The organism is Corynebacterium sp. HMSC036D02 (assembly GCF_001836165.1).
GTDB lineage: Bacteria > Actinomycetota > Actinomycetes > Mycobacteriales > Mycobacteriaceae > Corynebacterium.
The window spans coordinates 22297-44239 of sequence record NZ_KV827680.1; the positions used below are offsets into that span (position 1 = coordinate 22297).

Consider the following 21943-nt stretch of genomic DNA (forward strand, 5'->3'; position numbering starts at 1 on the left):
ATTTGACAACAATTTTCACTAAAGCGTAGAAATAGGGACATGACCACTTCCTTCTCACGCCGTGCTTTCCGACGTCCCACCGCCCTCCTCTTCGCCGCCACCCTGGGCGCCGCCACGCTGAGCGCCTGCTCCTCCAGCGGCGATAACGCCGATGGCGGCTCGGATGCCGGTTCCGATAAGGAGACAATCCAGGTCGTCGCCTCGACCTCCATCTGGGCTGACGTGGCCCAGGCGGTGGTCAACACCGCGCAGACCGACGTCAACATTGACGTCCACCCCATCGTGAGCGGTAACAGCGTGGACCCACACCACTTCGAGCCCACCGCCGCGGATATCGCCCGCGCCAACGAAGCCGACGTCATCATCGCAGGTGGCGGCGGCTACGATGCATGGCTTTACCAGGCTGTGAAGAATCAGGACCAGATCATTCACGCGCTCCCGCTCACCGCGCATGACCATGGCGACCATGCGCACGACCATGACGGACATGGTCATGGAGAGGAACACGACCATGCGCACGAGGAACACGCGCATGACCACGACGAACATGGTCATGACGAGCATGACCATGGAGAAGGTCATGATCATGACCACGCTCATGAAGGCGAAACCGTGACCATGGACGAGGCCAAGAAGATCGCCGCCGAGCACCCCGAGCAGATCACCAACATCGATGGCAACGAGCACGTGTGGTACGACGCCGCAGCCATCGAGAAGGTGGCGACCGAAGTGGCCGAGCTCGTTAACGAAACCAACCCGGAAGCCAAGGCCACTGCTGATCCGCTAGTCGAGCGCGTAGAGGGCCTGAAGGCACGCATCGAGAAGCTCCCGCAGCGCAACTACGCGCAGACCGAGCCCATCGCGGACTACATCTTCAAGTACACCGACAGCACCGACGCCACCCCGGAGGGCTACCGCAAGGCCACCGTCGCTGAAAGCGAGCCCACCGCCGCCGACTTGGCCCGCTTCCTTGAGGGCATCAAGCAGGACAAGATCGACCTGCTCATCTTTAACCCGCAGACCGAAACCGACATGACCAAGCGCATCCGCGCCGCCGCCGAGGACAAGAACATCCCGATCGTAGAGATTGGCGAAACCCCGCCGGAGGAGACCAACTTCCTCGACTACTACGAAGAAGTCGTCAACGCACTCGAGGCTGTGTAAGTGCTCATCTCTTTTAAAAATGCCGCAGTAGAACCACTGTGGTCTGACATGAACCTCGCCGTAGACCGCGGCGAGTTCATCGCCGTTTTAGGCCCCAACGGCGTGGGCAAATCCACGCTGCTGGGAACTATCCTGGGCACCCGCCAGCTCACCGCGGGCAGCGTGGACGTCACGTGCCGCGTGGGCTTTATCCCACAGCAAAGGATGTTCCCGCAGGACCTGCCGCTACGCGCCCGGGATCTGGTGTCGCTGCCCCTCGCCCACGGCACGCTGCGCAACCGGCTCCCTGCCCGGGGACGCGTCGATGAACTCCTCGCCGAGGTCGGCGCCACCGGAATTGCCAACCGCCGCGTGGGCCAGCTCTCCGGCGGGCAGCAACAGCTCATCCGCCAGGCCCAGGCCCTAGCCAACGACCCAGAACTCATCCTCGCGGACGAGCCGCTATTGTCCTTGGACCCGGCGCGACAGCAGGCGACCGTCACCAAGCTCGATGCCTGGCGCCACGAGCGCGGCACCTCCGTGCTCTTCGTTACCCACGGCATCAACCCGGTGCTGGGCGTGGTGGATAAGGTGCTCTACCTTGCACCCAATGGCCACATGTTCGGCACGGTCGATGAGGTCATGCGCTCCGAGGTGCTCTCGGAGCTCTATGGCTCCTCCGTGACCGTCCTCAACGTCGATGGGAGGCTCATCGTTGTCTAAGTTCATCGAAGATACCCAGTACCTGCTGGGCGTTGATTTCGTGCAATCCTCGCTCATCGCCTGCGCCCTGCTCGGAATCCTGTCCGGAGTGATGACCTCGCTCATCGTCCTGCGCCAAATGTCCTTCTCCGTGCACGCCACCTCTGAGCTCGCGCTCATGGGCGCGGCCGCCGCTTTGCTCTTCGGCCTCAACATCGGCTTCGGTGCGATTGCCGGCGCCATCGTCGCGGCCATCATCCTGGCGGTGCTGGGGCTCAAGGGCCAACAAGACAGCGCTATCGGCGTGGTCATGAGTTTCGGCCTGGGTCTTTCGGTGCTGTTCCTGCACCTCTACCCCGGCAACGCCAAGACCGCGATGACGCTGCTGACCGGGCAAATCGTCGGTGTCTCCTCCGCGTCGGTGTGGCTGCTCGCCGCCACGACCGCCATCATCGTCGCCGTAGTGGCGCTGTTCTGGCGCCCGCTGCTCTTCGCCTCTGCAGACCCCGTCATGGCTCAAGCCGCCGGCGTGCCGGTGAAGTCTCTGGCGGTGTGTTTCGCCATCCTCGTGGGCCTGACGGCCGCGCAATCCGTGCAGATCGTCGGTTCCCTGCTCGTCATGGCGCTGCTCATCACCCCGGGTGCTGCGGCGGTACAGATTACTTCCTCCCCGCTGCGCGCGGTGATGTGGTCCACCATCTTCGCGGAAGTCTCTGCCGTGGGCGGCTTCCTGCTCTCCCTAGCACCCGGCCTTCCGGTATCGGTGTTTGTGACCACGATTTCCTTCATCATCTACCTGGCCTGCCGCTTCATCGGCTGGCTGCGCGGGCGCACTGCGGTGCGCGATGACATCGCTGCTGCACGCTTCCACCGCGAGCACAAAGACTCAGGCGAAGAGCACCACACAAGCACCCACGACGAGAACTGCGCGCATACCGACTAAACTATCTGCCCGTGAAAGAATCCCTGGAACTCGATGGCCGCACCCGCACGTTTATCATCGTGGAGCCCCCTGAGCCAGGCGGGGATCTGATCCTTTTCTTCCACGGTTCGCTGCAATCGGGCAGCGTCATGCGGAGGTTTACAGCCAATACTTTCGATGAGATGGCCCAGCGCACCGGCCGCGTCATCATCTATCCGGAGGGCGTGGACCGCCACTTCAACGATGCTCGCGGCACCTTGCCGGTCAAGGCTCGGGAGCTCGGCGTCGATGACGTCGCCTTTGCCCGCACCCTCGTGGAACTGGCTCAGAAGCGCTACGGCACACAGCGCACGTTTGCCTGTGGCTACTCCAACGGTGGCCAGATGGTGCTGCGCCTGCTTTTCGACGCCCCCGGGCTTCTCGACGCCGCCTGTATCTTCGCCTCCACCCTCGGTTCCGGCTCCAACCACGCGCCGAGCAACCCGGATTCGGCCTACCTGCCCACCCCGGTTCTGCTCATGCACGGAACCGCTGATCCGCTCGCGCCCTATGAGGGCGGTGTTGCTGGGTTGGATGCAACCCGCACGCGCGGAAAGGTGACCTCAGCGCCCTGGACGGCCGCGCGCTTGGCACAGCTCAATGGCTTATCTGGAGAGCCGGAACTGACCCACCCCTACGAGTCAGTGAGCACCCAAACATGGGCGGGTGAGAACCCTGTGGAGCTGTGGACCATGGAGGGGACCGGGCATGTCATCCCGTCTGGCAACCAGCTCGATGCACGCCTAGGCCCCAACACCGACGCCTTTCAGGCCGCCGATGTGGTGGAAGATTTCTTCGCCCGCGTTTCTTAGCTGCAAAGTCCACACACGGCCACAACTGCCCGAGTTGCCAAAGATCTGGCCAGATCTGAATCAGCGCGGAGAAGTTTGGCAGGTAGGTCAGTGCCGTGTGGACGCGGCGCGTAAAGCATCAGTCCTGCCGCGCGCTACTGTGCGCGACGCTGCCGGGCGAACTCCGAAAGGACCGCACCGGCCGCCACGGAGGCGTTGAGGGATTCCACCCAGTCCGTCATGGGGATGGACATGATGGCATCGCAGTTCTCGCGGACGAGGCGCGAAATGCCCTTGCCCTCAGAGCCGATGACGATGACAACGGGGTCGGTGCCACCGCTATAGGTGTCGAGTGTGTGCTCGCCTCCCGCATCGAGGCCGACGACCTGGTAGCCGGCCTTCTGGAAATCCTGAACCGTGCGGGTCACGTTGGTCACGCGCGCTACTGGCAGGCGCGCGGCGGTGCCGGCGGAAGTACGCCAGGCCACCGCGGTGACGGAGGCGGAGCGGCGCTCCGGGATGATGACACCATGGCCGCCGAAGGCCGCGACGGAGCGGATGACTGCGCCAAGGTTGCGCGGATCGGTGATGTTATCGAGGATGACGAACATGCCCGGCTCCTGAGCATCGCGGGCCCGATCCATCAGGTCATGAACATCAGCGTACTTATATGGCGGGATCTGCAGGCCAATGCCCTGGTGCATGCCGTTGCCGGTCATGCGATCCATCTCGTGGCGCTGGACCTCGAGAATCGGAATGTTGCGGGTGTTGCACATGGCTACTGCCTCGGACAGGCGGGCATCATTACGCGTGCCCTGCACGATGTAGAGAGAGGTAGCAGGCACCTTGGCATGCAGGCACTCGATGACCGGGTTGCGGCCAACAACCATCTCCGCGGTTTCCTTCTGGTGACGGCCTGAGTTACGGCGCTCGCGCTCCAGCTTCGCCTTGTGCTTGGCGTGGTAGACGCGGTCCTCCGCCTTGGGCGTGGGGCCCTTGCCGGCCAAGCCCTTTCGACGCTGACCACCAGAGCCTTTGGTAGCACCCTTCTTATTCGTCTTGCGGATACCTGCGCCGCCGCGGCCATGGGTACGTGCCATAATTCTTCTCCTTTGTTGTCCTCGGCTTATGCCAAGGACGGTTAATCCGCCAGGGACCAGGTGGGGCCGTCGGCGGTGTCGGTAATGCTAATACCCGCGGCTGCAAGGCGGTCGCGCACGGCGTCCGCAGTAGCCCAATCCTTTTCTGCGCGGGCGGTGGTGCGACGCTCCAATTCGGCTCGGACGAGGACGTCCAGTGCCGCTTCAGCGCCGCTTTCTTCGCCACTATCTTTCCACTGTTCATCAAGTGGATCAAAGCCAAGAACCGCAGCCATAGCGCGCACAGCCCCAGCGAGGCGCTCGGCCTCCTCACGGTTGCCTTCACTGAGCGCCTTATTGCCCGCGCGCACAGTGGTGTGGATTTCCGCCAGCGCTTTCGGCACAGCGATGTCATCATTCATCGCTTCTTCGAAGGCCGGAGTCCACTCGCCCTTCTCGACGCCCTCGAACTTGCCCACGAAATCCTCGATGCGGCGGTAGCCAGCCGCAGCTTCGGTCAGCGCTGCCTCGGAGTATTCGAGGACCGAGCGGTAGTGCGCGGAACCCAGGTAGTAGCGCAGCTCCACCGGGCGGACGATCTCCAGCATGTTCGCAATAGAAAGGACGTTGCCCAAGGACTTCGACATCTTCTCACCGGCCATGGTGACCCAGTGGTTGTGCATCCAGTAGTTGGCGAACTTATCCCCCGCCGCATGGGACTGCGCGATCTCATTTTCGTGGTGCGGGAACTGCAGGTCCAAGCCGCCGCAGTGGATATCGAATTCGCCGCCTAGGTAGTAGGTGGACATGGCGGAGCACTCCAAGTGCCAGCCCGGGCGGCCCTTGCCCCACGGGGTGGGCCAGGACGGCTCGCCCGGCTTAGCCGCCTTCCACAGCGCGAAGTCCTGCGGGCTGCGCTTGCCCACGGCATCCGACTCGCCCTGCTCCATATCCTCGACGCGGTTGCCAGACAACGCGCCATAGTCCGAGCCTTCCGTGGCATTCCACGCGGCGACATCAAAGTAGACGGAGCCAGAATCTTCCTCTCCCCCCGCCGTGCCGTTAGGCACGGCATAAGCAAAGCCGGCATCGATCAGCCGCTGCATGTACTCCACCATCTGGGTGACAAATCCCGTCGCGCGTGGCTCCACGGAAGGGGGCAGAACGCCCAGGGTGTTATAGGCCTTGGTGAACTCACGCTCATAGGTGGATACCCACTCCCACCAAGGACGGTTATTCTCAGCAGCCTTGGTGAGGATCTTGTCATCGATATCGGTGACGTTGCGCACGAGCGCCACGTCATAGCCTTGCGCGCTAAGCCAGCGGCGCAGGATGTCGAAGGCAACGCCGGAGCGCAGGTGCCCAATGTGCGGCTGGGACTGCGGGGTGGCACCGCACAGGTAGATCGACGCGTGGCCGGGGCGAACCGGCTCGAACTCACGTTGGCTGCGGGTGGCGGTATCAAAAATGCGCAAAGTACTCACCCGGCCTAGTCTAATTGACTCGGGCGCGGCGGCTAGCGCGAGACGGCTTAGGCGCGCCAGACCACGGCGGTTGCCACGGCAGCGCGGCCCTCCTTACGGCCGGTGAAACCGAGATGATCCGTCGTCGTCGCAGAGACGGACACTGGGGCACCGAGAATTTCGGTCAGCACGGACTCGGCTTCTTTCCGCCGCGGGCCCATCTTGGGGCTCTGTCCAACCAACTGTGCGGCGGCGTTGCCGATAATGAAGCCTTCCTTCTCCAGCAACTCGCGGCACTCGCGCAGCAGCTGGGCACCGGAGACCCCGTCGTACTCTGGCCGGCCCACGCCGACGAAGGAGCCGAGGTCGCCGAGGTTGGAGGCGGAGAGCAGGGCGTCGACAAGCGCGTGGCTCACCACGTCACCATCGGAGTGGCCCTCGCAGCCATCCGCGTCCTCGAAGAGGAGACCTGCGATCCAGCAGGGCTTTCCGGGCTCGATCTGGTGGGCGTCGGTGGCGATTCCCACACGCGGGATAATCGGGTTAGTCACTAGGCACCTCGAAGATGGTCGGTTCGGCCTCATCCGTCACGGCCTTGGCCAGGACGAGGTCGATGGGGGTGGTGATCTTGAAGGCGAAGGTATCTCCCTGCACGGTCTCCACGCGCTCGCCGTGCCATTCCATGAGGCTGGCGTCATCGGTGGCGACGAAGTCAGGGTCCTGCGCCCAATAGTCTAGGTTGGCGCGGCGCAGCGCAGCCAGGTCAAAACCTTGCGGCGTCTGCACGGCACGCAAGCGGGAACGGTCCGGGGTGGACAGGACCGTCTGGCCCTCCACCTCTTTGATGGTGTCCGCCACGGGAAGGACCGGGATGACTGCGGTGGCACCGTCGAGCACGCGCTTGGCGACGCGCGCGATCATCCCCGGCGGCGTCAATGCACGGGCGGCGTCGTGGATGAGCACCACGGCATCCTCATCCGGGATGGCCTGCAGACCCGCCCAGACGGAATCGGCGCGCTCACCCCCGCCGTGGACGATGCGCACGGGAACATCAGAATCGATGCGGTTGAGGATACTGGCGGCATAATCTTCCATGGCCGGACTGACCAGCACGATGATCTCATCAACGAATTCGGAGGTGATCATCGCCCGAACGGAGCGCTCCAAGAGGGTGCGCCCGCGCAGCTCCACGTAGGCCTTGGGAACCTCGGCCCCGAGGCGCGTCCCCTGACCGGCGGCCGCGACGAGAGCAATGACGCGGGCGGTGGAACGGGTATTAGTCTTCGTCGTCGAAGGAGAGGTCATCGAGATCGACGTCATTGTCAATGTCGGTGGTAATGGACTTGTCCTCCACCAGGCCGGCGGCGCGGTGGCGCTCGATGGTGGCGTTGATTTCCTCCATCATGGTGTCAGCCTTCTTCTCATCAACCGGCTTGGCAAGGGAGAGCTCACCGACCAGAATCTGGCGGGCCTTGGCCAGCATGCGCTTCTCGCCGGCGGACAGGCCGCGGTCCTGGTCGCGGCGCCACAGGTCACGCACGACTTCCGCCACCTTGTTGATATCGCCGGAGGCGAGGCGCTCCTGGTTAGCCTTGTAGCGGCGGGACCAGTTGCCGGCCTCCTCAACGTCTACTTCGCGCAGAACGGAGAAGACCTTCTCGAGGCCTTCCTTGCCCACGACATCGCGCACGCCCACCATCTCAACGTTCTTGGAAGGCACACGGACCACCAGGTCGGACTGGTTGATTTGGAGAACGAGGTATTCGAGCTCCTCGCCGCCCATCTCCCGCGTTTCAATCGCCGTAATCTTGGCGGCGCCGTGGTGGGGGTAGACGACGACCTCTCCGACCTTAAATTCCATTGCCACTCCTTGTGAAGCCTTTGAGACGATGCCCATCGTGTGCGCTCGGCGTACTCTCGGTGGGCCGCATATACAGGGAGTCTATTCTAGCACGCTGCTTTCTACCCCTCCTCCCCCGCCCAGGTGCTGCGCACTGACTGCACTACACCACAATGGCGGCTGATATAAAGCCCGGCTACCCCCGGTCTACCCAAGGGGTTTAGCGGAAACTGTGTGCTTTCCCCCCAGAGGTACTAGGCTAAAGCGTTGATAAGCTTTGTGATCGCAATTCAATGGAGGACACTCACAGTGCAGTCCCTGAAGTCCGCCGCTCGCTGCGGTGCCATCATGTCAGTTACCGCCCTCTCCGCGCTGGCCTTGGCGTCCTGCTCGGCCGGTCATGTTGCGCAGACCGCGGAAAAGGTGATTGCTGTCGACGGCGCATCCGCAAGCTCCGAAGATGGCAAGGTGGCCGTACGTGACGTCACCATTCAGGTTGAGCCGGACACCGGTGAGACCTCCCTGAAGTTCGTCGCCGTTAACCAGGGCTACAAGGTTGATGACGTTACCCTCGAGTCCGTCAGCGTCGATGGCCAGGACGTCCCTCTGGAAGGCGTCGAGCCGCTTCCGCGTGATCATGCCCTCTACGCCGATTCCCAGGCGAACCTGGACCGCCTCCCCAAGGATGGCAAGGACGAAAAGATCACCTACGTGACCACCTCCCTGGAGAATGAGGACTATGGCTTTGGCGGCTCCCGCCCGGTGACCTTCACCTTCAACACCGGCACCATTGAGGTTGATGCCACCGTGTCTGCCTCCCCGCTGCAGTCCGGCAACTATGACCGCGACCCGCAGTCCACCGAGGGCTACGCCGAGAACAAGTAGGCCTTTTCTTCATAGAAACCGCCCCAGCTGCCAAAGTTGCAGCCCGCGATTCAAAGTTCCGGGAAAACTTTGGCAGGTGGGGCGGTTTCTTTTACGTTTTTACATAGCGTTAAGAGAGAGAAGAAGAGCCGTCCCGCGGTACATGGCCTGCACCGTCCTGCAGGCTGACGTCGATGTCCACGCGGCTTACTAGAGTGAGAAGCATGGCAAAAAAGGTTCGTCCCGTCCACACCTGCTCCGAGTGTGGCTTCGTCTCCCCCAAGTGGCTTGGCCGCTGCCCCGAGTGCGGCTCTTGGGGAACGCTTCAGGAAACCGCGGCGGCAGAGAGCGGTACTGCTGCCCAAGCTGCGGTGTCTGGGCGCCGTCCCACAGGCCTAACACCGACGAGCCCGGCGGTGCCGATAACCAAAGTGGGCGCGTCAGCAACGAAGGCCATCAATACCGGCATTGGGGAGCTTGACCGAGTCTTGGGCCGCGGCATCGTCCCCGGTTCGGTGGTGCTCATGGCGGGTGAGCCGGGAGTCGGCAAATCCACACTCCTGCTTGAAGTCGCTTCCCGCTGGGCGCAGCTAGGACGCACTGCACTTTATTCCACCGCAGAAGAATCCGCCGGGCAGGTCCGCGCCCGCGCTGAACGCACAGGGGCTTTGCACGAGACGCTCTACCTCGCGGCTGAGTCGAACCTCGACGTTGTCTTTGGGCACGTGGAGCAGCTCAAACCCAGCCTGCTCATCGTGGACTCCGTTCAAACCATGCACGCCGCCGGAGTCGAAGGCGTGGCCGGCGGCGTGGCGCAGTCGCGCGCGGTGACCGCTGCCCTGACCACGCTGGCCAAAACCACCGGCATCCCCATCCTCCTCGTCGGGCACGTGACTAAAGACGGCAACGTCGCCGGCCCGCGCGTGCTTGAGCACCTCGTGGACGTCGTCCTGAATTTTGAAGGTGACCGTCAATCCTCCCTGCGCCTTCTCCGGGGCCTGAAGAACCGCTTCGGTGCCACCGATGAGATGGGTTGCTTCGAGCAAACTGCGGCCGGTATTCGGGAGGTCGCGGATCCTTCTGGCCTCTTCCTCTCCCACCGCGGCAGCACCCCGGATGGCTCGGCGGTGACCGTCGCCATGGATGGTGTGCGCCCGATTCTGGCTGAGGTCCAGGCTCTCACCGTAGATCCAGTGGCGAAGAACCCGCGGCGCGTGGTGACGGGGCTTGATGCCAACCGCGTTCCCATGGTGCTCGCGGTGTTGCAGGCCCGCGCGGGCGAACGCACCAATGACAAGGATGCCTATGTGGCCACGGTGGGCGGCATGAAGATTCAGGAACCGGCAACGGACCTTGCAGTGGCCCTTGCCACGTGGTCCTCCTTGCACGAGCGGCCTTTGCCGCCGAAGACCGTGGTCATTGGGGAGGTTGGCCTCGCCGGCGAGGTGCGCCGCGTGCCCAACTTAGACCGCCGTTTGGCGGAAGCTACCCGCTTGGGTTACCGCTACGCCATCGTCCCGCCCGGAAAGGTGGAGGTCAGCGGGGGCATGCAGGTGCGCCAGGCAGCGACGCTAAGCGAAGCAATCGCTGCGCTTAAAGCAGATTGAAGGGGAGCGCCGGGGAGTAGTTCTCACCGATGACGGAGTGCAAGAAATAAGCACCTGGCTCAGCGTCCTCGCGGTCGGTGCACTTGCCTGGCTCGGAGCGCTTACGGGACCAATCCGCTTGGAAGTAGCGGGTCTCACCGGATTTGAAGGTCTGCTTGCCGGTTTCCACCGAGGCATAGCAATCGGTATCGGCCCACACGCGCTCGTTAGAGCCCATCTTGTAAACCTCGAAGCGCAGCTGTTCCTCATCCAGATCGATGGAGCAATCTGCCGTCGTCGGGTTAAAGACCTCCAAGTAGAAGGTCGGCATCTTATCGGCCGGAACGCTGTCCTCGTTAGTCTTGGCCAGCACCTTGAGGTCTTGGAGGGAACACGTCTTCTTGGTGGGATCGACGGTCAACTCCCCCGGCTTCGCCTCAGACGATGGCGCTTCCTTGTCCTGCTCGCCTTCCTTCGGCTCAGCAGATTCCGAGGCTTCAGCGGATCCCTCGGCCGCGGTGGACTCGGTTGTCTCGACCGGCGAGGTGGTTTCCTTCGAAGGTGCCAAGGTATCCGAAGCCGCTGCCTGCTGCGATTCCGTTCCCGGTTCCTCCGAACCGCTAAAAAGCGCGGTGGCAGCCCAAATAAGAACGATCACGAGTACCAAGATCGCCACGAGCGCGGCGACGCGACGGCGCACATAGATCTCTCGCGGCAGCTGCTTCGGGGTACGGGATGGCTCAGTCACAGCTCTTAGTTTAAGGGGACCGAAGCCTAACCCGGGCCAGCCCGGGGCCGCGTGTCTTGAGCAGCAGCTTCTATGCACTCACCCGAGTAACCGGGTGAGTACAACGGTTACTTCACGCCGTGTAGGACGACGGTTTCCACGCTAGAATCCTCAAGGAGGTAGCGCAGGCCGACGATGCCGAGCGTGCCGGCGTCGAGAAGCCGGCGTGCAGCCGGAATATCGGAGATGATCTGGGAAACCACCTGCGCGGTGTTTTCGCGCTCGAAGTCAGCGCACTCTTCGCGGCCATCGCGCTTGGCCACCAGCGAGGCCGCGGCAACTTGCTCGATGATCGGGCGCTGCAGGCCCGTGGGTAATTCGCCACCATCCAGGAAGGCCTTAGCCGCGCCCACTGCACCGCAGGACTGATGCCCCATGACAACGAGCAGGTTGGCGTGGAGGTTTTCTAAGGCGTAATCCAGCGAGGCCATCACCGCGCTGTCCAAAATGTGGCCCGCGGTGCGGATAACGAAGGCATCGCCGAAACCAATGTTGAACACGTGCTCGATCGGCGCGCGGGAATCGGAACAGGCCAACACGATGACGCGCGGATCCTGGCCCTGGGTCAGGCCAGCGCGCAGCTTCGCGTCCTGGTTAACGGCGATGAGGTTGCCCGTAACCAGGCGATGGTTACCTTCCTGGAGGGCTTCCCACACCTTCTGTGGATTTTGAGGAACTTTTGCTAGAGGCATGTTTCTTAGCTTAGCCCTCAGAGCCCTACACTGAGGTGCCTATGGATACCCAAGCTGTCGTGGAATGGTTCGATGCCCATGAGCGCCCCCTGCCGTGGCGCCGGCCGGGTACCTCGGCGTGGGGTGTGCTCTTAAGCGAGGTTATGAGCCAACAAACCCCGGTCGCTCGCGTGGCCCCACAGTGGGAGGAGTGGATGCGGCGCTGGCCCACCCCGCACGACCTCGCGTCGGCGTCCAAAGCAGATGTGCTGCGCGCCTGGGGAAAGCTGGGCTACCCGCGCCGCGCGCTGCGCTTGTGGGAGTGCGCGAAGGAGATTGGTGAGGGGGAGGTTCCGGAGGACGTCGCCAAGCTCTTGGCGTTACCGGGGATCGGTGAGTACACCGCCCGTGCTGTGGCCTGTTTCCATTTTGGCCACAACGTTCCGGTGGTGGATACCAACGTTCGCCGCGTCTATGCCCGCGCAGAGGAGGGGCGCTTCCTCGCGCCACCTCCCGCAAGACGCGAGCTGGCGCAGGTAGAATCCCTGCTTCCGGAAGAGAACGGCCCGCGCTTTTCCGCCGCACTCATGGAACTCGGCGCCTTGGTGTGCACGGCCAAGACCCCGGACTGTGCCGCCTGCCCCATCAAGTCCACGTGCGCTTGGCAACTCGCGGGCTGCCCGGAGCCCAGTGAGGAGGAGGCCGCGCGGGCTAAGAAACGCGTGCAAAAGTTCACCGGCACGGACCGGCAGGTGCGGGGGCTGCTTCTCGACGTCCTCCGCGCCACCCCTCATCCCGTCGAGCAATCCGCGCTCGACGCGGTATGGCCAGATGCGGCGCAGCGCTCGCGTGCACAAGCCTCACTGCTCGAGGATGGATTGATGGATATCAACGACGAGGGTTTGTTCCACCTGCCGCACTAGGCACGTGCGAGAAGTCGATGAGGTGACCGAAGGTCCAATCGCGGTCAGTCAGCAGGCGAGCGAGGATGAGCCCGCAGCCAATGGCCGCCACGGCCATCGAAGCGGTGGCGAAGTTGTTCAACGCCTGGTCCATGTTGCCCACATTAAGGTGGTAAACGGTGCGGAACATGGAGGTTCCTGGGATCATGATGACGGACGCCGGCACCGTCGTGGTGATGCGCGGTAGATGCGCGCGCTTGGAGGCCACCGCACCCAAGAGCCCCACGATGAGACCGCCGGCGAACGCGCCGACGTAGCTTGTGGCCCCGACCCCGATAAGGATCAGGCGTACGAGGTTGGCCACCGTTCCCACCGCGGCCGCTACGAGCACCATCCGGCGCGAGGAGTTAAAGAGGAACGCGAATCCGGAAATGCCCAGGAAGCTGGCCGCCGCGGCGGCGAGGTACCACACGGGCGCATAGTCCGGGATTCCCGGTTCCGGGGTGAGCTCCGTGGTCCAGCTGACCAGAGCCACGGTAAAGGTCGCAGCGGTGATCACGGTCAGCGCGTAGGTCAGGCGGGACAGCCCGGCCTCGAAGTCGAAGCGCGCGAGGTCAATGAGCGCGGAGAACAGCGGGAAGCCGGGAATGAGGAAAAGTACGGCGGCCACATAGCCTGAGGAAAACTCCGACGGGTCCGCCACTCCGGCGGCGGCTACGGCCTCGGTGGTGAAGAAGTACACGAGGCTAGCCACCGTTCCAGCCGCCACGATGCAGCCCAGCTGGTGAACGTGCTTGCCGTGTAGGACCGCGCGGGTGAGCTGGCCACAAAAAGCGGCGAGAGCCACCAGCAGAATCGCCAGCGGCGTAAAAAAGTTCAGGACCGCGAAAGAGGCGCACGCAATCGCTGCCGCGGCCGCCAAGAACCAACGATTCCACCGCTTGACCACCCTCGACTCGATGGAATCAAGCATCTCCGTGAGCTCTTCAGCCGTAATGCCCGCGTACAGCCTGTGATGGGTAAGGTCCTCCAGCGCCTCAATGCGGGAGGCGTCGACGGCGGGTGAATGCTGCTGGGCCACCACGGTGCGAAACTCGCGGCCGCGGTGAAACGTGCATGTTATCTGGGTGACGCCGACGTTGGCGTCGAGCCGATCAAAGCCGAGCGCGCGGGCGGCACGCTTCATGCCGCGCAGCACGCGGTAGCCGGACGTTCCCGCACCCATGAGCATCATGCCTAGGCGCAGGACGACGTCGGCCTCGTACCCCATGCGGACATAGTCGCTGTTGGGGTGAGAAGTCATTAGCGCCAGCGTCCCCGGAAGTTCAGACCGCCGGGCAGGTTGACCCACATGCCGCCGCGGGAGTTAAAGGTCACGGGGCCGACCTTCGTCGACATCGACGCACCGGAGCCGGAAACGTTGATCCAGCTGTTCTTTCCGGTCTTCTTGCGCTTACGAAAATAGATTCCCATGCGCGCTAGCTTAGCGCAGCGAAGTCGCTGCACCCCAGCGAAAGAAGGATTAGTCTAACGACATGAAACTGATCTCTCCCCGCGCCCTCCTAGCCGCCCTCGCACTCGCGGCTACCGCACTGGCACCCGCAGTGGCATCGGCGGCGCCCGGCACGCCGGTCTCCTCGCATCCGATCGATCACGTGGCTGCCATCTCCGGAGTCAAAGCCGAGAAGATTTCCTACGAATCCACCCTCATGGACGGCCGCCTCACCACCGTCACGGGTGTCATTTACGAGCCTTCCGCTGCGTGGAACGGCCCAGGTGAGCGCCCCACCATCGTCTTCGCACCCGGTACCCGCGGCGCGGGTGATCAGTGTGCACCGTCTAATGCCGCACAATCGGTGGGCAACCTCGCTCTGGGTCCGGCCAACCAGGTCACCCTCAATATGAACTACGAGTACGCGCTCTATCAATACGCCGCGCAACAGGGCGTGCGCGTGGTCACGACGGACCTGGTTGGTCTCGGCACGCCAGGTCACCACACCTACGTCAACCACGTTGAGGAAGCGCACGCGGTTCTCGACGCCGCCCGCGCCACCCTCCGCCACGTCAACGCGCCGGCCGATGCCCCCGTTGGCTTCGCCGGCTATTCCCAGGGTGGCGGCGCCGCCGCGGCCGCAGCCGAGTACGCGGCAACCTATGCTCCTGAGCTCAACGTCAAAGGCACCTACGCCGGCGCCCCACCGGCTGATCTCTTCGAGGTTATGAACGCGGTCGATGGCTCCTCCATCGTTCACGTTTTGGGCTATGCCATCAACGGCTATGCGGAGCGCAGCCCTGATTTTTATAACGAGATCGTCACCGAGATGAACCCGCGCGGCATGCACTTCCTCGCCAGTGCCGCCCACGCCTGCATCGGCGATTCGATCGCGACGTGGGGCTTTACCCATACCAGCCAGCTGACCAAGACGGGTGAGTCCTTCGGCGAGCTCGTCCGACGCAAGCCAGCCGCCGCCCAGATGCTCGCGGAGCAACGACTGGGCCAGCGTGCCCTCAACGCCCCGATGTTGGTCATGAACTCCCCCACCGATGACCTCATCCCCTACGAGCAGTCCCGCACGATGGCGGGCAACTACTGCTCACTCGGCGGCACCGTCCAGTTTGAGGCCGCGAACCCCGTCGATATTCTCCCCCGCTCTGGGGCTAACCACGCCGTTGGCATCATCAGCTCGGTTCCACGCGGCGTGGATTATCTGATTGACCGCTTCAAGGATGTCCCTGCACCCTCTAACTGCCAAGCTTCCTAAGGGCTTAGTGCAGAGGCTCTAGTGCAAACCGCCCAGGGATGCGAATGGCTCCTCGGCCTGGATGTCGTGCAAGGGCACGCGCACCCAAGGCGAATCACTGTGTGCGAGCAGCTCGGTGAGCCGTTGCGATTGATCCTTCATCGCAGCGGTGACGTCGGGCTCACCATCACTCGCCCAGATCATTCGGCCCCACCAGAAACTTGCGGCTACGTCAGCCCACGACACGAAGTAGCGCTGCAGGGTCGCCACGGCCTTGTCCGAAATCTGAAGGAACTCTTCTGGAGAGATCCACCCCAGCTCCGTTGCCGGGCCACCAACGTTGTGAACACGGATTATGTCCCATGCGCGCGTAGTGGTGGGCAGTGCCGGGGCCGCTGCTTTGGCAAAGCCCTCCGAGCGCAACATCCTTACGAGGTAGCGGAACTTATGTTCACCACGACGCGGATCCGCGCCTTGGGCAATAAAGAAGTCTTTGATGAACTCGACCTTTTCCTCCACTTCCGCATCTAGCTCGCGCTCGGGGACGTCCTTCACGGCGTATGCGAGGGGTAAAACCAGGTCATTTTCCACGTGCTGGCCACCTTCGAGCAGAGCATCAATAACCTGATACGCTTCCTGTGCACCAGTGACCCCCCAGTTTTGCTCGAGAGATGTTTTGTAGTACTTGGCCGCCCTTGCGTTGATGGCCTCAACCCCTAGCGGGGTCGCAAACGCCTTATTGCTCTTGTACACCATTCCCCAAGAGTGGCGGCGCACCTCATCTTTGCTCGGCGCCGGCTCCGGCCACGGGAACTTTGTAAGGCGGTAGATCCAAGTATCATCAAACTTTGCTGGCGTGAACGTTGAGCTCATACCCACTCAACGTACCGAGGTTTCTGGCGCGGTTCCGTGGTGCCCCATCCATCACCCCTATGCTGGGGGGTGATCTACGCCATAATTCAGCACACCCAGTCACAGTTTTTGATGGGTTGTTAGTCTCGTGTGCATGACAGGACCCCAAATTGCATTGACAGACCGGCCAGATCTCGGTGCTGCACTTAAACGTGCTGGTGATTCCGAGATTGTGCACGCTGCCGCCGCAGCCGTTGTAGAAGGCCTTGGTGTCGACGAAATTGTGCTGGAAGCCGCCGCCACGAAAGCAAGCGGGGTGGATGGTGCCGCGTTTGTCACCAACCGCAGGATCCTCGTGACCGCCGATAAGAAGGATCCAACTCATTTTGAGTTCCTTGAACTTGACAACCTAGGCAACGTCACAGTTCTGCCCTACCAGGATGGCTGGGCCGTCGTGGCTCAGCTCTACAACACATACAAAGTGTGGAGCGGGTTCACGGAAAAGGCCGCGCGTCGCGTGCAGTTTGCCGCCCAGTGGGCCCTGACCGCAGGCCGGGAGGCACGAACGGAGGCCTCGCGCACGGTGTCTTCGGAGGAACTTTTTAAACGGTGGAAAGAAAACAAGCACCGTCTCAATCGCGACAGCGTAGAAGCGCGTGTTGAGTCGATGCGCTCCCTGTATTCCGACATTGATTCACGGTGGTGGACTGAATAATGAGCCGACTTGCATACCCGGGTTCGCCCGATCACCTTAACGGGGCGGAAGACACGTCACACATCAAAGAAGGCCAGACAGTTGCGGATAATGGCTACCGCCATTTCATCAAGCATGGCTCACTACTAGACCCAGGCGCGGCTTCGAAGAATGCATCGGGCACTGCCTCCACGTCGAACCCCACCGCGGGCACGACAGGTGTCCACACCGATGGCCCGAAGCAAGGCCTCAGTGTAAAGAAGCAGCTGTTGCTCCTTCCGCTAGTAATCGCGGTCATCGTGGTGGTAGCGATTGGTTACGTCGCAGCTAAAGACGCTCTCTTTGGTGACAAGTCTGAGGATTCGGCCGCTCCTGCGCAGCCCGCCGCTGAAGCACCTGCCGATTCCGGGGCTTCCAACGGTGACACCGACGGCGCGACCGGTGGCGATTCTGCTGGCGACGCTCAAAGCGGCCTCACCCCCGCCGACCAAGCACCCGAGCCGATTGCTGACTTCGTGGAAGTGTGCACAGATTATGAAGTGATGTTCAGCTACTACGGCGCGGATAACTCCCCTGCCCCAGAAGCGAAAGGCATCAACTGTTCCGTGGATACTACGAAAGCACCTGAGGTTGGTTACGTAGTCTTCACCGATGACCCTGCCGCCACCGCTGCCGTTCGTGACGGCAAACCCGTCTTGAAGGCCGCTGAGATTTCCGCAGAATCAACGCGCGGTTCCACATTCAAGGCCCAGCGATTGGAGGCCATGTTCACTGTTCAGGAAATCCTCCCTGACGATAAGGGCATCGTTGAGTACATGATCAAGAGTGATGACCCTGAGGTGGCAAAGAAATCACTGGTAGATCTCGGCGTGGCCAAGTAAAACCGCATCGATTCGCCCACCGTTTTTCATTTTCATTTAATTGTCAATAGGCACCGGCGGTGATAGGCTGAGTGCATGGCACACGAGCACCACGACCACGATCACTCCAGCACGCCGCTGCGCGCACTTATAATCGCGCTGAGCATTACCGGCACCGTCTTCTTCGCGGAGTTGATCGGCGGCTGGTTGGCGGGTTCGATGGCGCTGATGGCGGATGCGATGCATATGCTTTCCGACGCCGCCGGGCTCATCATTGCGGTGATCGCGGTGTTGATTGGGCGTCGACAAGCATCAGCCCAGGCCACATACGGCTACCGGCGAGTGGAGGTGCTTGCGGCGCTGGCAAATGCGGTGATGGTGCTGGCGATCTCGGTGTGGATTGTCGTCGAAGCGGTGCGCCGCCTGCAGAACCCGGCCGAGGTGCAGGGCGAGGCAATGCTGATCATCGCGGTGATCGGTCTCGTGGCGAATGCGCTATCGGCGTGGGTGCTCCACCGGCACCGCGAATCCTCGATCAACGTGGAGGGCGCGTTCTTGCACGTGCTGGTGGATTTGCTCGGTTCGGTCGCCGTGATTGTGGCGGGCATCGTGGTGCTGACCACGGGGTTTGTGGCGGCGGACGTGATCGCCTCCCTCGTGATCGCGGCGATGGTGCTGCCGCGTGCCTGGCAGCTCATGCGTTTGTCGGCGAGCGTGCTACTCGAGCAGGTTCCGGCGGGCTTCGACGCCAGCGTGATCGAGCCCGCACTGCGGCAGGTCGACGGCGTTGCCGATATTCACGACCTGCACCTATGGAGCCTGGACGGAGTAAACGTGCTTACGACCGTGCATATCGTGCGCGACGGCACCGTCGACACCGGCCCACTGTTGGATGCCGCCCAGCACGCCCTGCGCGAACACGGCATCGAGCACTCCACCATCCAGATCGAGCACCCGGAGCACGAATCCCACGAGACAGTGTGCTGATTCAGTTCTAATACTGGACCGGTCATGGTGTTAAAGAGGGATTAGATTCCGCCGCGCCCGATCGCGCAAAGAAAGCCCCGAACCGCACGGAGTGTCACTCGCATGCGGTTCGGGGCTATTCCTTATGGGCCCAGTGTAGGGCCCGAGTCAGCGCTTAGAGCGGCTGGCCAGCACCGGCACCTGCCGGCGGCGGGTTGCCGTCATCACCATCATCGTTGTGGGATTCCTCAGCGGAGTCGCTACCAGACTCATCGAGGACGTCCGGGGCGACAGTGTCGGGGCCATCGGAGTCTGGGCCGTGAGTTTCGGCATCGATCTCGGTGGCGAGTTCCTCATCGGCCTCACGCACGGCGGTCTCCTCAAGCTCCTTGTCGAAGGTATCCTCCGGCAGCGGGCGCGGACGCGGGGTGAAGGTAAAGGATGCGGAAGAGTTGTCCTTGGACTCGCCGTCCCAGCCTTCAACATCCACGGTGATGATCTCACCGGCGCCAATTTCACCGAAGAGGATCTTCTCGGAGAGCTGATCCTCAATCTCGCGCTGAATGGTGCGACGCAGCGGGCGAGCACCCAAGACCGGGTCGAAGCCACGCTGAGCCAGCAGATCCTTGGCCTTCTGGGTGAGCTCGATGCCCATGTCACGCTCGGAGAGCTGCTTCTCCACGCGGGCGATGAGCAGCTCCACCATCTCGACGATCTGCTCCTGGGTGAGCTGGTGGAAGACCACAATCTCATCGATACGGTTGAGGAACTCGGGGCGGAAGTGCTTCTTCAGCTCATCGTTGACCTTGTTCTTCATGCGCTCGTACTGCGCATCCGCATCATTCTCGGAAGAGCCGGTGAAGCCCAAGCCCACGGCCTTCGAGATGTCCTGGGTACCCAGGTTCGAGGTGAAGATGAGCACCGTGTTCTTGAAGTCCACGATGCGGCCCTGACCATCGGTCAGGCGGCCATCCTCCAGCACCTGCAGCAAGGTGTTGTAGATCTCCTTGTGGGCCTTCTCAATCTCATCGAAGAGCACCACGGAGAAAGGCTTGCGGCGGACCTTCTCGGTCAACTGGCCGCCTTCCTCGTAGCCAACATATCCCGGAGGGGCACCGAAGAGGCGGGAGGCGGTGAAGCGATCGTGGAACTCACCCATATCGATCTGGATGAGGTCATCATCCGAACCGAAGAGGAAGTTAGCCAGCGACTTCGACAGCTCCGTCTTACCCACACCGGACGGGCCGGCGAAGATGAAGGAACCGGAAGGACGACGCGGGTCCTTCAGACCAGCACGGGTGCGGCGGATGGCGCGGGAGACAGCCTTGACGGCATCGTCCTGGCCGATGATGCGCTTATGCAGCTCCTCCTCCATGTTGAGGAGACGGTTGGACTCCTTCTCGGTGAGCTTAAGAACCGGAATGCCGGTCCAGTGAGCGAGAACCTCTGCGATCTGCTCCTCACCGACCTCGGCGATCTCCTCCAAGTCACCAGAGCGCCACTGCTTTTCCTTCTCCGCACGCTCTTCACCGAGCTTGCGCTCCTTATCGCGCAAACCAGCGGCCTTTTCAAAGTCCTGGGCGTCGATCGCGGCTTCCTTCTCCTTGCGGACCTCGGCGATGCGGTCATCGACCTCACGCAGGCCCTCCGGAGCGGTCATGCGCTTGATGCGCATGCGGGCACCGGCCTCATCGAGGAGATCCACGGCCTTATCCGGCAGGAAGCGGTCGTTGATGTAGCGGTCAGACAGGGAGGCGGCAGCCTTGAGAGCTTCATCCGTGTAGGACACGCGGTGGTGTGCCTCGTACTTATCGCGCAAGCCCTTGAGGATCAGAATGGTGTCATCGAGGGAAGGTTCTTCCACCTTGACCGGCTGGAAGCGGCGCTCGAGAGCAGCATCCTTCTCAATGTGCTTGCGGTACTCATCCAAGGTGGTGGCACCAATGGTCTGCAGCTCGCCGCGAGCCAACTTCGGCTTCAACAGCGAGGCAGCATCGATAGCGCCCTCAGCGGCACCCGCGCCAACCAAAGTGTGGATCTCATCGATAAAGAGGATGATGTCACCGCGCTGGTTAATCTCCTTAAGCACCTTCTTCAGGCGTTCCTCGAAGTCACCGCGGTAGCGCGAACCAGCCACCAAGGAGCCCAGGTCCAGCGAGTAGAGCTGCTTATCCTTGAGGGTCTCCGGGACCTTGCCGTTAACGATATCGAGAGCCAGGCCTTCGACCACGGCGGTCTTACCCACGCCGGGCTCACCGATGAGCACCGGGTTGTTCTTCGTGCGGCGGGACAGCACCTGCATAATGCGCTCGATCTCAGAATCGCGGCCCACTACCGGGTCCAGCTTGCCATCGCGCGCCGCCTGGGTGAGGTTGCGGCCGAACTGGTCCAGCACCAGGGAGTTGGAACGCTCACCCGAGCTGCCGGGGCCGCCACGGCCACCCTGGCCAGCGCCGGCACCGGCACCGGCACCTACCGGGCCTGCACCACCCTGGGACTGGTTGCCCTCTCCCTCGTTGCCCTCATAGCCGGAGAGCAGCTGGATAACCTGCTGGCGAACACGCGGCAAGTCAGCGCCTAGCTTCGTCAGCACCTGGGCTGCTACGCCGTCGCCCTCGCGGATGAGGCCGAGCAGCAGGAATTCGGTGCCGATGTACTTGTGTCCCATCTGCAGGCCCTCACGCAGCGAGAGCTCCAGAACCTTCTTCGCGCGCGGGGTAAATGGGATGTGGCCGGTGTGCGGCTGAGAACCTTGACCAATAATCTCTTCCACCTCACGGCGGACATCCTCCAGTGAGATGCCCATGGACTCCAAGGCCTTGGCTGCTACGCCTTCGCCTTCGTGGATGAGTCCTAGGAGGATGTGCTCGGTGCCGATGTAATTGTGGTTGAGCATGCGTGCTTCCTCCTGCGCCAAAACGATGACGCGGCGAGCACGGTCCGTAAACCTCTCGAACATTACCTCTTACCTTTCGCTCTAAATGTGTCATCCACTCTAACGCGCGGGGAGGACACTCCATTCACGATTTCCCTTCCCCCCT

22 protein-coding genes are annotated in these 21943 nt (G+C 62.5%); 11 read left to right on the forward strand and 11 right to left on the reverse strand.

What is annotated here, in order from left to right; genetic code table 11:
- The first annotated feature begins 39 nt into the window (after positions 1–39).
- Genes HMPREF2743_RS06545 through HMPREF2743_RS06560 form a run of 4 tightly spaced genes read left to right on the forward strand, consistent with a single transcriptional unit; the run spans position 40 to position 3618 of the window.
- Complete coding sequence (locus HMPREF2743_RS06545) at positions 40–1164, forward strand: metal ABC transporter solute-binding protein, Zn/Mn family (protein ID WP_070818418.1); 1125 nt, start codon at positions 40–42, stop codon at positions 1162–1164.
- Entirely contained in the window at positions 1165–1866 is a 702-nt protein-coding gene (locus HMPREF2743_RS06550; protein ID WP_070818419.1) for a metal ABC transporter ATP-binding protein, read from the forward strand.
- Positions 1844–2788, forward strand: coding sequence for a metal ABC transporter permease (locus tag HMPREF2743_RS06555; RefSeq protein ID WP_210400247.1), 945 nt, complete (start codon positions 1844–1846; stop codon positions 2786–2788). Before HMPREF2743_RS06550 ends, HMPREF2743_RS06555 begins: the two co-directional genes overlap by 23 nt.
- Before the next feature lie 11 nt (positions 2789–2799).
- Positions 2800–3618 carry a CE1 family esterase gene (locus tag HMPREF2743_RS06560; RefSeq protein ID WP_371441230.1) on the forward strand — a complete coding sequence of 273 codons (819 nt, stop codon included), beginning with the start codon at positions 2800–2802 and terminating at the stop codon, positions 3616–3618.
- A 134-nt stretch (positions 3619–3752) separates the two neighbouring features.
- Here the strand turns inward: HMPREF2743_RS06560 and rlmB are convergent, their stop codons facing one another.
- Genes rlmB through HMPREF2743_RS06585 form a run of 5 tightly spaced genes read right to left on the reverse strand, consistent with a single transcriptional unit; the run spans position 3753 to position 8000 of the window.
- The gene (gene rlmB / locus HMPREF2743_RS06565; protein WP_070818422.1) at positions 3753–4697 is read right to left on the reverse strand and encodes a 23S rRNA (guanosine(2251)-2'-O)-methyltransferase RlmB; all 945 of its coding nucleotides are present in this window, start codon (positions 4695–4697) and stop codon (positions 3753–3755) included.
- 41 nt (positions 4698–4738) lie between these two features.
- Positions 4739–6160: a cysteine--tRNA ligase gene (gene cysS / locus HMPREF2743_RS06570; protein ID WP_070818423.1), complete on the reverse strand. Its 1422-nt coding sequence runs from the start codon at positions 6158–6160 to the stop codon at positions 4739–4741.
- A gap of 47 nt (positions 6161–6207) precedes the next feature.
- Entirely contained in the window at positions 6208–6690 is a 483-nt protein-coding gene (ispF, locus tag HMPREF2743_RS06575; RefSeq protein WP_070524577.1) for a 2-C-methyl-D-erythritol 2,4-cyclodiphosphate synthase, read from the reverse strand.
- Positions 6683–7444: a 2-C-methyl-D-erythritol 4-phosphate cytidylyltransferase gene (gene ispD / locus HMPREF2743_RS06580; RefSeq protein ID WP_070818424.1), complete on the reverse strand. Its 762-nt coding sequence runs from the start codon at positions 7442–7444 to the stop codon at positions 6683–6685. The genes ispF and ispD overlap by 8 nt, the downstream gene beginning before the upstream one ends.
- Positions 7416–8000 carry a CarD family transcriptional regulator gene (locus HMPREF2743_RS06585; RefSeq protein WP_010188874.1) on the reverse strand — a complete coding sequence of 195 codons (585 nt, stop codon included), beginning with the start codon at positions 7998–8000 and terminating at the stop codon, positions 7416–7418. The genes ispD and HMPREF2743_RS06585 overlap by 29 nt, the downstream gene beginning before the upstream one ends.
- 288 nt (positions 8001–8288) lie before the next feature.
- Between HMPREF2743_RS06585 and HMPREF2743_RS06590 the strand changes: the two genes are divergently transcribed.
- Together HMPREF2743_RS06590 and radA are read left to right on the forward strand one after the other, a co-directional pair.
- Entirely contained in the window at positions 8289–8864 is a 576-nt protein-coding gene (locus HMPREF2743_RS06590) for a hypothetical protein (protein WP_070524581.1), read from the forward strand.
- A gap of 203 nt (positions 8865–9067) precedes the next feature.
- Entirely contained in the window at positions 9068–10450 is a 1383-nt protein-coding gene (radA, locus tag HMPREF2743_RS06595; RefSeq protein WP_070744588.1) for a DNA repair protein RadA, read from the forward strand.
- On the opposite strand, the gene HMPREF2743_RS06600 is transcribed toward radA, so the two are convergent.
- Together HMPREF2743_RS06600 and HMPREF2743_RS06605 are read right to left on the reverse strand one after the other, a co-directional pair.
- Entirely contained in the window at positions 10437–11177 is a 741-nt protein-coding gene (locus HMPREF2743_RS06600) for a hypothetical protein (protein WP_070524585.1), read from the reverse strand. The genes radA and HMPREF2743_RS06600 overlap by 14 nt on opposite strands.
- Positions 11178–11284: 107 nt before the next feature.
- Positions 11285–11908 carry a carbonic anhydrase gene (locus HMPREF2743_RS06605; RefSeq protein ID WP_070818425.1) on the reverse strand — a complete coding sequence of 208 codons (624 nt, stop codon included), beginning with the start codon at positions 11906–11908 and terminating at the stop codon, positions 11285–11287.
- A 41-nt stretch (positions 11909–11949) separates the two neighbouring features.
- On the opposite strand from HMPREF2743_RS06605, the gene HMPREF2743_RS06610 reads away from it, so the two are divergent.
- Positions 11950–12810 (forward strand): HhH-GPD family protein, encoded by an 861-nt coding sequence (locus HMPREF2743_RS06610; protein ID WP_070818426.1) that lies wholly within the window; start codon positions 11950–11952, stop codon positions 12808–12810.
- Here the strand turns inward: HMPREF2743_RS06610 and HMPREF2743_RS06615 are convergent.
- Entirely contained in the window at positions 12776–14092 is a 1317-nt protein-coding gene (locus HMPREF2743_RS06615; RefSeq protein ID WP_070818427.1) for a threonine/serine exporter family protein, read from the reverse strand. The genes HMPREF2743_RS06610 and HMPREF2743_RS06615 overlap by 35 nt on opposite strands.
- Positions 14092–14262: a DUF4236 domain-containing protein gene (locus HMPREF2743_RS12440; RefSeq protein WP_010188861.1), complete on the reverse strand. Its 171-nt coding sequence runs from the start codon at positions 14260–14262 to the stop codon at positions 14092–14094. The genes HMPREF2743_RS06615 and HMPREF2743_RS12440 overlap by 1 nt, the downstream gene beginning before the upstream one ends.
- Before the next feature lie 62 nt (positions 14263–14324).
- Here HMPREF2743_RS12440 and HMPREF2743_RS06620 point away from each other — a divergent pair, with 62 nt between their 5' ends.
- Positions 14325–15551, forward strand: a complete 1227-nt coding sequence (locus HMPREF2743_RS06620) for a lipase family protein (protein WP_070744594.1) — start codon at positions 14325–14327, stop codon at positions 15549–15551.
- 18 nt (positions 15552–15569) lie between these two features.
- Here HMPREF2743_RS06620 and HMPREF2743_RS06625 read toward each other — a convergent pair whose 3' ends face one another.
- Positions 15570–16403, reverse strand: a complete 834-nt coding sequence (locus HMPREF2743_RS06625; RefSeq protein ID WP_070524597.1) for a DUF1266 domain-containing protein — start codon at positions 16401–16403, stop codon at positions 15570–15572.
- A gap of 133 nt (positions 16404–16536) precedes the next feature.
- Between HMPREF2743_RS06625 and HMPREF2743_RS06630 the strand changes: the two genes are divergently transcribed.
- From HMPREF2743_RS06630 to HMPREF2743_RS06640, 3 genes are all read left to right on the forward strand, one after another.
- Positions 16537–17097 carry a hypothetical protein gene (locus HMPREF2743_RS06630; RefSeq protein ID WP_070524599.1) on the forward strand — a complete coding sequence of 187 codons (561 nt, stop codon included), beginning with the start codon at positions 16537–16539 and terminating at the stop codon, positions 17095–17097.
- The gene (locus HMPREF2743_RS06635; RefSeq protein WP_070524601.1) at positions 17097–17957 is read left to right on the forward strand and encodes a hypothetical protein; all 861 of its coding nucleotides are present in this window, start codon (positions 17097–17099) and stop codon (positions 17955–17957) included. The genes HMPREF2743_RS06630 and HMPREF2743_RS06635 overlap by 1 nt, the downstream gene beginning before the upstream one ends.
- 75 nt (positions 17958–18032) lie before the next feature.
- Positions 18033–18923, forward strand: a complete 891-nt coding sequence (locus HMPREF2743_RS06640) for a cation diffusion facilitator family transporter (RefSeq protein ID WP_070524604.1) — start codon at positions 18033–18035, stop codon at positions 18921–18923.
- A 154-nt stretch (positions 18924–19077) separates the two neighbouring features.
- Here the strand turns inward: HMPREF2743_RS06640 and HMPREF2743_RS06645 are convergent, their stop codons facing one another.
- A complete protein-coding gene (locus HMPREF2743_RS06645; RefSeq protein WP_070818428.1) occupies positions 19078–21861 on the reverse strand; it encodes an ATP-dependent Clp protease ATP-binding subunit in 2784 nt (927 codons plus the stop codon).
- Positions 21862–21943 lie beyond the last annotated feature (82 nt).

What these genes read in the sequence shown, in the direction of transcription:
- HMPREF2743_RS06545 (WP_070818418.1), top strand. Translation starts at nt 40, where the DNA reads ATGACCACTTCCTTCTCACGCCGTGCTTTCCGACGTCCCACCGCCCTC.
- HMPREF2743_RS06555 (WP_210400247.1), top strand. Translation starts at nt 1,844, where the DNA reads ATGGGAGGCTCATCGTTGTCTAAGTTCATCGAAGATACCCAGTACCTG.
- rlmB (WP_070818422.1), bottom strand. Translation starts at nt 4,697, where the DNA reads ATGGCACGTACCCATGGCCGCGGCGGCGCAGGTATCCGCAAGACGAAT.
- ispD (WP_070818424.1), bottom strand. Translation starts at nt 7,444, where the DNA reads ATGACCTCTCCTTCGACGACGAAGACTAATACCCGTTCCACCGCCCGC.
- HMPREF2743_RS06585 (WP_010188874.1), bottom strand. Translation starts at nt 8,000, where the DNA reads ATGGAATTTAAGGTCGGAGAGGTCGTCGTCTACCCCCACCACGGCGCC.
- radA (WP_070744588.1), top strand. Translation starts at nt 9,068, where the DNA reads ATGGCAAAAAAGGTTCGTCCCGTCCACACCTGCTCCGAGTGTGGCTTC.
- HMPREF2743_RS06605 (WP_070818425.1), bottom strand. Translation starts at nt 11,908, where the DNA reads ATGCCTCTAGCAAAAGTTCCTCAAAATCCACAGAAGGTGTGGGAAGCC.
- HMPREF2743_RS06610 (WP_070818426.1), top strand. Translation starts at nt 11,950, where the DNA reads ATGGATACCCAAGCTGTCGTGGAATGGTTCGATGCCCATGAGCGCCCC.
- HMPREF2743_RS06615 (WP_070818427.1), bottom strand. Translation starts at nt 14,092, where the DNA reads ATGACTTCTCACCCCAACAGCGACTATGTCCGCATGGGGTACGAGGCC.
- HMPREF2743_RS12440 (WP_010188861.1), bottom strand. Translation starts at nt 14,262, where the DNA reads ATGGGAATCTATTTTCGTAAGCGCAAGAAGACCGGAAAGAACAGCTGG.
- HMPREF2743_RS06620 (WP_070744594.1), top strand. Translation starts at nt 14,325, where the DNA reads ATGAAACTGATCTCTCCCCGCGCCCTCCTAGCCGCCCTCGCACTCGCG.
- HMPREF2743_RS06625 (WP_070524597.1), bottom strand. Translation starts at nt 16,403, where the DNA reads ATGAGCTCAACGTTCACGCCAGCAAAGTTTGATGATACTTGGATCTAC.
- HMPREF2743_RS06630 (WP_070524599.1), top strand. Translation starts at nt 16,537, where the DNA reads ATGACAGGACCCCAAATTGCATTGACAGACCGGCCAGATCTCGGTGCT.
- HMPREF2743_RS06635 (WP_070524601.1), top strand. Translation starts at nt 17,097, where the DNA reads ATGAGCCGACTTGCATACCCGGGTTCGCCCGATCACCTTAACGGGGCG.
- HMPREF2743_RS06640 (WP_070524604.1), top strand. Translation starts at nt 18,033, where the DNA reads ATGGCACACGAGCACCACGACCACGATCACTCCAGCACGCCGCTGCGC.
- HMPREF2743_RS06645 (WP_070818428.1), bottom strand. Translation starts at nt 21,861, where the DNA reads ATGTTCGAGAGGTTTACGGACCGTGCTCGCCGCGTCATCGTTTTGGCG.